Raw genomic sequence first — 8,980 nt, 5'->3', positions numbered from 1 at the left:
CGGCGGGATGGGTGTGGAGGGCGTCCTCGACCTGCCGGGAGGCGACGAGGACACCACCGGAGTTGATGACGTCCTTCACCCGGTCGACGACGGTGAAGTAGCCCTCCGCGTCGCGCACGGCGAGGTCTCCGGAGTGGAACCAGCCGTCGCGGAAGGCCTCCGCGGTCTCCTCGGGCTTGTCCCAGTAGCCCTCGCACAACTGGGGCGAGCGGTAGACCACTTCACCGGCCGTGCCGTCGGGGACCTCCTTGCCGTCCTCGTCGACGACCCGGGCCTCGACGAACAGAACGGGCCTGCCGCAGGAGTCCATCCGGCCCTCGTGCTCGTCCGGTCCGAGGACGGTGGCGAGCGGCCCGATCTCGCTCTGCCCGAAGCAGTTGTAGAAGGCGAGCGCGGGCAGCCGGTCGCGGAGCCGTTCCAGTACGGGGACGGGCATGATCGACGCGCCGTAGTACGCCTTGCGCAGTCCGCCGAGTTCCCGGGTGGCGAATCCGGGGTGCTGGGAGATGCCGATCCATACGGTGGGCGGGGCGAAGACGCTGTCGGCCTGTCCCGTTTCGACGAGGTCGAAGATCCGGTCCGCGTCGGGCGCGTCGAGGATGATGTTCTGTGCGCCGACCGCGAGAGCGGGCAGCAGGAACACGTGCATCTGCGCGGAGTGGTAGAGCGGCAGCGAGTGGACGGGCAGGTCGGTGGCGCACAGGTCGAGCGCCGTGATCGCGCTGACGTACTCGTGGACGAGCGCGCCGTGGGTCATCATCGCGCCCTTGGGGAGTGCGGTGGTGCCCGAGGTGTAGAGCAGCTGGACGAGATCTTCCGCGGCCGGTTCCCGCTCCGGGGTGAAGGGGCGCGGGGTGGCGGTGGCGTCGAGGAGCGAGCCCGGTGCATCGCGCAGCGCGCGTACGGGAAACGCGGCCGGCACACGGTCGGCGAGGTCCGGGTCGGTGAGGACGAGGGTGCTGCCGGACTGTTCGAGGAGGTACGTGAGGTCGTCGCCGGTGAGGTTCTGGTTGACCGGCACATGGACCAGGCCCGCACGGGCACAGGCGAGAAAGCCGATCAGATACGCGTCGGAGTTGTGTGCGTAACCGGCGACCCGGTCGCCGTGGCGCAGCCCGTGCTCGCCGGTGAGGACCGCCGCCGCGGTGCTCACGGCGGCGTCGAGTTCCGCGTAGGTCCAGGACCGCTCCGCGTACCGCAGGGCGGTGCGCTCGGGGGTTCGCCGGGCGCTGCGCGCCACGACACCGTCGACTGTGCTGCTCCGTACACCTGTCATGGCGTGATCCTGTGCGGGCCGCAACCCGGTGGTCAAGGGGCCGGCGCCGGTCGGGATGCCGGCCAGGGGTATGGGAGGGAGGGTAGTTCAGGCGCTGCGGGTACGGGTGGCGAACAGGGCGGCCAGGACGCAGGGCGCGAGCAGCAGCACGAAGGCGGCGCCGTAGCCGACGTGGCCGGTCGTGCCGGCGCTCAGGCAGGCGTTGAACAGGGCGGAGGAGACCCCCAGAACCGTGATCTGGCCGAGGTTCTGGTTGGTCTGCATCACGCTGCTGGCATAGCCCTGCCGCCCGGCCGGGGCGTGCGAGAGCGACAGCACGGTGAGAGACGGTGCGAGCAGGCCCATGCCGACGGCTGCGACGATCATGGCCGACGCGGCGATGACGGCGGGCACCGCGGGCAGCGTCCCGACGGCGGCGACAGCGACCGCCGCGGTCAGCACCAGCGCACCGGCCACGACCAAGTGGTGCCGGGGGCGGCGCTCCAGGCGGCCCTGCACCCAGGAAGAGGCGGCCCAGGCCACGGCGGCCCCCGTGAAGGCCAGGCCGATCGACACGGGACGCACGCCCCGCTCGGTGACGAGCAGCAGCGGCACGAGTGCCTCCAGTGTGAAGAACACCCCCGAACTGATGCCGCGCAGCAGTACCGTGGCCGGCAGGCCGCGCGCGGCACGCCAGGTACCCCGCGGCAGCAGCCGGGGAGCGAACACGACCAGCAGGGCGAACCCTCCCACCACGAACAGCAGGTGGCGCGGGTCCCAGCCGGAGACGCCGTACTGTCCCGCCGCCGCACCCACGCTCACCGCCGTCGCCACCATCAGCGCGGGGCGCGGCTTCCTGTCCCCCGACGGCGCGGGCGTCGCCGGCCAGGAACGGCCGCGCAGCACGGCCACCACGGCCAGAGCCGGCAGCACGGTGAGCGCGGCCAGACCGAAGAAAACAGCTCGCCAGGACCACCACTCGGCCACCACCCCGGCCAGTGGAGGACCGACCAGTGACGGAACGACCCAGCAGGCACTCATCAGTGCCAGGACGCGCGGCCGCAGTCGGTCGGGGTAGGCCTGCCCGATGGCGGTGTTGATCGCCACCGCCACCATCCCGCTCGCGAGACCGTCCAGGAAGCGGCCGGCCGCCAGTTGCCAGATGGAGGTGCTCGCGCCCGAGACCAGCAGGGTGACCACCGCCAGCACCATGCCCGCCGCCAGCGGACGTCGTGCGCCGGACCGGTCCGCCCAATGGCCGCCCAGTACCCCGCCCAGCAGACCGGCGGCCACGAAGCATCCCGCGACCAGCGGGAAGAGCGACACCCCGTCCAGGTCCCGCGCGGCCGTCGGCAAGGTGGGCACCACGGCCAGCGCGGCGAACCCGGTCAGGAACATCACCGCGGAGAAACTGGCGGTCGCGGCCACGTACCTTCTGGAGAACAGTCCTCCGTCGGTTTCGGATCCCACCGGCGGACACTCGGCCGTCTTCGTCGACACCCAGGAGACGGACGCGTCCCGGCCCGTGGACGGCGCGGCCGGGTCGGTGGTCGAGTGCTCGGGGACATCAGTCACGAGCGCACAAGGTACGGGGGGCCCGGCTCTGCTTGCCATTCGTTTTCCGGGCTGCCGCGCGGCACCCGGGCACGGACCGATGACGCGTCAGAGCCCTTTCGCCGTCCCCGCATGCCGTGGGACGCAGCACGGGGACGACGCTCGGAGGACCATGGCCGGGACGGTCGCCGAGACCACCGCGAACGCGCTGCCCCCGGCGGCGGTGAGAGCCCTGGTGCGGCGCGGAACGAACGACGGGGTCCGGGCGGTGACGGCCTCCGGGTTCCGCGCGCTGCGGGCCGGGCAGGGGTCACACCGCCCGGTGGTGCCCTTCCCAGTACGGGTCGCGCAGCCGTCGTTTGTACAGCTTGCCGTTGGGGTCGCGGGGCATCTCCGCGATGAAGTCGATACTCCGGGGCCGCTTGTACCCGGCGAGACGGTGTTCGCAGTGGCGCAGGATCCCGGCGGCGAGTGCTTCCCCCGTCTCGTGTCCCGGGGCCGGTTCGACGACCGCCTTGACCTCCTCGCCCCAGTCGGGATGCGGAATGCCGAAGACGGCCGCGTCGGCGACTGCGGGGTGACTGAGGAGGGCTCCCTCGATCTCGGCGGGGTAGATGTTGACGCCGCCGGAGATGATCATGTCGATCTTGCGGTCGCGGAGGAAGAGGTAGCCGTCCTCGTCGAGGATGCCCAGGTCGCCGACGGTGAAGAAGTCTCCGATGCGGTTCTTCCTCGTTTTCGTCTCGTCCTTGTGGTAGTTGAAGCCGCCGGTGTTCATCTTCATGTAGACGGTGCCGAGTTCGCCGGGCGGCAGGCGGTCGCCGTTGTCGTCGAAGACGGCGAGTTCACTGATCGGCCAGGCTCTGCCCACGGTGCCCGGCTTCTTCAGCCAGTCCTCGGCGGTGGCGAAGGCGCCACCGCCCTCGCTGGCCGCGTAGTACTCCTCGACACACCTCCCCCACCAGTCGATCATGGCGCGTTTGACGTGGTCGGGGCAGGGCGCCGCACCATGGATGGCGTGGCGCATGGCTGTGACGTCGTATCCCCGCTTCACGTTGTCGGGGAGGGCGAGGAGGCGATGGAACTGGGTCGGGACCATGTGTGTGTGGGTGCAGCGGTGGGTGTCGATCAGCCGCAGCATTTCCTCCGGTGTCCACTTGTCCATCAGGACCAGCGGGTGCCCGATGTGCAGGGACGCGCCCGCGAACTGGAGGACGGCCGTGTGGTAGAGCGGCGAGCAGACCAGATGGACGTTGTCGTCGAAGGGTTTGATGCCGAAGATGCCGAGGAATCCGCCGAGATGGCTCTCCTCGGGGAGCTTGCCGGAGAGCGGACGGCGGATGCCGCGCGGCCGGCCCGTGGTGCCGGAGGTGTAGTTCATGACCCAGCCGAGGGTGCGGTCCCCGGGGGGCGTGTCGGGCTGTCCTTCGAGCAGTTCGGTGTACGGGCGGAATCCGTCGACCGTTCCTACGGCATAGCGTTGGCCGGCCGGGAGCTGCGCCTCGTCGGCCGCCTCGGCCGCCGCCTGTGCGAACCGCTCGTGCGCGATGAGCACCTTGGCGCCGGAGTCCGAGACGATCCAGGCGATCTCCGGTCCGACGAAGTGGTGGTTGACGGGTACGAGATAGAAGCCGGCCTGGGTGGCCGCGAGGTACGCGGTGAAGAACTCGACGCCGTTGGGCAGGACGACCGCGAAGGCGTCGCCCCGCCGGAGCCCGGCCGCGCGCAGTCCGTGGACCAGGCGGTTGGCCGCGGCGTGCAGCCGGCCCGCCGTCCAGCTCTCGCCGTCGTGGGCGGTCAGGACCCTACGGTGGGGGTCGGCAATGGCCTGCGCCCAGAAGCCGTTGGGTGGCGAGGTCATGAGGCGCTCCGTCCGGCGATGCGGTTGATCCGGTCCACGGCACGTTCGAAGCCGCGGGTCAGGTCGTCGAATACGGCCTGCACGCTGCGCTCGCTGTTCATCCGGCCGACGATCTGGCCGACGGGGGTGCCGAGCAGCGCGCCGGTCTCGTACTTCTGGATGCGGGAGACGGCTTCGGCCACCAGCAGCCCCTGGAGCGGCATGGGCAGGGTGCCGGGGCCCGCCGGGTCGTCCCAGGCGTCTGTCCATTCGGTACGGAGCTGGCGTGCGGGTTTGCCGGTGAGCGCGCGGGAGCGGACGGTGTCGCCGGAGCCCGCGGCAAGGAGCTTGCGGGTCAGCGCGCGGGAGTGGAGGTCGGCCTCCTCGGTCGTCAGCCAGAGGGAGCCGAGCCAGACGCCCTGGGCGCCGAGGGCGAGCCCGGCGGCGATCTGCTCGCCGCTGCCGATGCCGCCGGCGGCGAGGACGGGGAGCGGCCCCACCGCGTCGACCACGTCCGGGACCAGGACCATGGAGGCGATCTCGCCGGTGTGGCCGCCCGCCTCGTATCCCTGCGCGACGACGATGTCGATGCCCGCGTTCGCGTGATGGCGGGCGTGCTTGGCGCTTCCGGCGAGCGCGGCGACGAGCACATCCTGGTCGTGGGCGCGTCGGACGACGTCGGCGGGCGGTGGGCCGAGGGCGTTGGCGAGGAGTCTGACGGGGTAGTCGAAGGCGACGTCGAGCTGATTGCGGGCGACTTCCTCCATCCATCCGGTGATGCGCCAGCCGGACGCCTCGCCCTCCGCCAGCTCCGGTACGCCGTGCTTGGCCAGGGTGTCCTGGACGAACTGGCGGTGTCCGGCCGGGATCATCGCCTCGACGTCGGCCTCGGTCACCCCTTCCACCTTCTTCGCGGGCATGACGACGTCGAGGCCGTACGGCTTGCCGTCGGTGTGCTCCTGCATCCAGTCGAGGTCGCGTGCCAGGTCGTCGGGGGCGGTGTACCGGACCGCGCCGAGTACGCCGAATCCGCCGGCCCGGGTGATGGCAGCGGCCACCGCGGGGAACGGCGTGAAGCCGAAGATGGCGTGCTCGACTCCCAGTTTCTTGCTCAGCTCCGTCTCCATGGGCCGCAGGATGCCGCAGTCGGACAGGCGAGGGAAGAGATTTTCTGATGCAGTGTCAGATTCTTTGTGACGCCGGGGACCTCCGCGACGGCAGTGGTGACAGTAATCTCTGCTCCGGCAGGAAGTTTCACTGTCGGACACGATTTCGAAAGTTACTTTCACGCGGCAGGTAACGGCAGGAAGGGGTTCCGGATGACCGAGGACGCGGCCGGGAGAGGGATCAGCCGGCGCAGGCTGGGCGGTGGGATGCTGGCTCTGGGCGGAGCACTCGCCCTGGCGCCGATTCCGTTCGCGGAGCGGGCGTCGGCCATGGAGTCGGAAGCGGAGTCGTCGGGTATGCGCGCAGGGACCGGGACCGACGCGGCGTCCGCGCAGGGCCGGCCGACGCTGCGGCGCGGATCCGCCGCCCGCGCCGGGCTGTTGCAGGAGCCGCTGGACCAATTGGTCACCGATGCGGAGAAGTTCCTCTCCAATTCCCCCAAGCATCCCTGGTACGCCGGGGCGGTACTGCTCGCCGGCCGCGGCGGCACGGTGGCCCTGCACCACCCGATCGGCAAGGCCGTGCGCTACGCGGCCTACGACGAGAAGACCGATACGGGGGTGGAGTTCCCACCCGATCAGCAGATCGCCATGGCCGAGGACACGGTCTTCGACCTGGCTTCGGTTTCCAAGCTGTTCACCTCGATCCTGGCCGTGCAGCAGATCGAGCGCGGCAAGCTGGAGCTGGAGGCGAAGGTCGCCTCGTACCTGCCCGATTTCGCCGGTGGCGGCAAGCAGGACATCACCATCCGTCAGCTCCTCACGCACACCTCGGGCTTCCGTGCCTGGATTCCGCTGTACAAGGCTCCGACGCGGGAGGGGAAGCTGGAGCTGCTGTGGAACGAGGCGCCGGCCAACCTGCCCGGCACGGTGTACCTCTACTCCGACCTCAATCTGATCTCGCTGCAACTGGTACTGGAGAAGATCACCGGCCGCACCGAGGACGTACTGCTCCGCGAGGAGATCACCGCTCCGCTCGGCATGCAGCGCACGCGGTACAACCCGCCGGCCTCCTGGAAGCAGAAGATCGCCGCGACCGAGGACGCCCGGCTCCCCTGGTCCGGCCTGGACCGCGGACTGGTCTGGGGCCAGGTGCACGACGAGAACGCGTACAGCCTGGACGGTGTGGCGGGCCACGCCGGAGTCTTCTCCTGCGCCTGGGACCTCGCGATCCTCGCCCGCACGCTGCTCAACGGCGGTGTCTACGGCCGGGCGAGGATCCTCTCCGCGGAATCGGTGGACCTGCTGTTCACGGACTTCAACACCGCGTTCCCCGGAGATGCGCACGGTCTGGGTTTCGAGCTCTACCAGCACTGGTACATGGGGGCGATGGCCACCCCGCGTACGGCGGGCCACACCGGTTTCACCGGCACCAGCCTCGTCCTGGACCCGACAACCGACTCGTTCCTGATCGTCCTCGGCAACTCGGTGCACCCGGTGCGCAATTGGCGCTCCGGCAGTGCGCCGCGCGTCGCCACCGCCAATCAGATGGCGCGCGCCGTCGCGGTCCGCCCGGCCCGGGGACGTACGGCGTGGTTCTCGGGACTGGCCAGTGCCACCAGCGCCACGCTCACGCTGCCCGCGCTGCGTCTCGCGTCGGCACGGGCCCGGCTGAGCTCGGCCCTCTGGTGGGACACCGAGCCCGGATCCGACTTCCTCTACCTGGAGGCATCAACGGACGCCGGGGCGACCTGGCAGCCGGTGCCGTTCACCACCGCACCGATGACCGGTGACCACCACCCGGAACCCGAGCCCGAACCCCGTCCGACGGGTTCGGTCTCCGGCTGGTCCGGCCGCGTCTGGCACCGTCTCGACGCGGACCTCGCCGCTTGGCGCGGCAAGGAGGTGCGGCTGCGGTGGCGGTACGCCACGGATCAGCTGTACGTCGGGCGCGGGGTGTACGTGGACGCGGTGCGGGTCGAGGACGGCACCCGGGCGGTCTTCGACGACAGTCGGAACGGCGATGCCGCGCGCATCGAGGCGCTGGGGTGGACGGCCTCGTCGGACTGAGACGAACGGATTCGGGCCGATTCGGGCTTCGGCGGACCGGGGCGGACCGCAGCGGACCGGTTCAGGCCGTGGCGGGCCTGGCGGGCCTGACGGGCCGTAGCGGGCCGTCGAACCGTTGACCGGCCGTGCCGGGGAAGGGCCGTCCCTCTCTCCCGGCACGGTCACAGCGGCCGTACGGACGACCCCGGGGCAGCAGTGCGTCGGCGGCGCCCCCTCCTGGAGCGGCAAGCCGGCAGCGGAGAATGCTCCGATGACCACATCTGCGCAGACATGGACACGCGCCGTGCGACTCGATGCCGACCGGCTGGCAGCGGCCCTGCATGCCGAGACAGGTGTCCGGCTGATCGTGGAGGGGCCCTGTTCCGGAGGGGAGGTAGGTGCCGCGTACGTGCGGTGGCCCGACGGTCACCGTTCCGTGCTGAAATCGCGGCCGGACACCCGCATCGAGGATCTGCGGACAGGACCGCTGGCGGTCTGCGAGGTACTGCGCGGGCAGGGGTACCCCTGCCCGTCGACGGAGTTGGCGGTCCAGGTGGGTCAAGCGGTGGCGCTGGTCCAGGAGCTCCTGCCGGGCACGCCGATGCGGCGTCTGGACCACCATGGGCTGGACCAGGCACTCAGCCTCAACGAGTCGCAGGCGGGGCTGCTGGCCGGGCGTACGGATGTCCCGTCGATGAACCTGTATCTGCTCGACGACGGCCCCGGCTACTGTCTTCACGAGCCGCTGCGTCGGCACAGCCGGCGCAGCGGTGACCTGGAGCGGCGGATCAGGTCGGTCGGGGCCGATCACCCGCACCGCCTGGCCGGGCACGACGTCGTGCACCAGGACTTCCACCAGGGCAACCTGCTCGCCGTCGACGGCTCGGTCACCGGCGTCATCGACTGGGACGGCGCCGGCCGGGGTGACCGCCGTTTCGATCTGGTCACCCTGCGCTTCGGGCTGCACGCGAATGAGCAGGCACCGGACGTCACGAGCCGCCTCGACGACCTCCTGGACGGCCTGCCCGAGGACGTCCTGCGTCCCTCCTGGGCGCATATGAGTCTGCGCATGACCGACTGGGCCATCAGGCACTTCGCCCCGGGCGACGTCGAGCACTGGCTCGACCTTGCCGAGCAACGCCTCTGACCGCGCCGGACACCCAGCCCGGCGGACGG

At 70.8% G+C, this 8,980-nt stretch carries 6 protein-coding genes; 2 read left to right on the top strand and 4 right to left on the bottom strand.

The window, feature by feature from the left end; translation table 11 throughout:
- The 4 genes from ACFU8Q_RS15825 to ACFU8Q_RS15810 all read right to left on the bottom strand — a co-directional run.
- On the bottom strand, positions 1-1,276 hold a 1,276-nt coding region (locus ACFU8Q_RS15825; RefSeq protein WP_384453380.1), incomplete at its 3' end, for an AMP-binding protein.
- Positions 1,277-1,363: 87 nt separating this feature from the next.
- Entirely contained in the window at positions 1,364-2,830 is a 1,467-nt protein-coding gene (locus tag ACFU8Q_RS15820) for an MFS transporter (RefSeq protein WP_384453377.1), read from the bottom strand.
- Between the two features lie 289 nt (positions 2,831-3,119).
- Positions 3,120-4,670 carry an acyl-CoA synthetase gene (locus ACFU8Q_RS15815; protein WP_384453374.1) on the bottom strand — a complete coding sequence of 517 codons (1,551 nt, stop codon included), beginning with the start codon at positions 4,668-4,670 and terminating at the stop codon, positions 3,120-3,122.
- Positions 4,667-5,776 carry an NAD(P)H-dependent flavin oxidoreductase gene (locus ACFU8Q_RS15810; RefSeq protein WP_384453371.1) on the bottom strand — a complete coding sequence of 370 codons (1,110 nt, stop codon included), beginning with the start codon at positions 5,774-5,776 and terminating at the stop codon, positions 4,667-4,669. Before ACFU8Q_RS15810 ends, ACFU8Q_RS15815 begins: the two co-directional genes overlap by 4 nt.
- 192 nt (positions 5,777-5,968) lie before the next feature.
- Here ACFU8Q_RS15810 and ACFU8Q_RS15805 point away from each other — a divergent pair, with 192 nt between their 5' ends.
- Positions 5,969-7,825 carry a serine hydrolase gene (locus tag ACFU8Q_RS15805; RefSeq protein ID WP_384453368.1) on the top strand — a complete coding sequence of 619 codons (1,857 nt, stop codon included), beginning with the start codon at positions 5,969-5,971 and terminating at the stop codon, positions 7,823-7,825.
- A 250-nt stretch (positions 7,826-8,075) separates the two neighbouring features.
- Positions 8,076-8,951 carry a phosphotransferase gene (locus tag ACFU8Q_RS15800; RefSeq protein ID WP_384453365.1) on the top strand — a complete coding sequence of 292 codons (876 nt, stop codon included), beginning with the start codon at positions 8,076-8,078 and terminating at the stop codon, positions 8,949-8,951.
- The last annotated feature ends 29 nt before the right edge of the window (positions 8,952-8,980 follow it).

It is taken from the genome of Streptomyces sp. NPDC057543, from assembly GCF_042801895.1.
In the GTDB taxonomy this organism is placed as follows: Bacteria; Actinomycetota; Actinomycetes; order Streptomycetales; family Streptomycetaceae; genus Streptomyces.
This window is presented reverse-complemented; position numbering and strand designations above follow the sequence as displayed.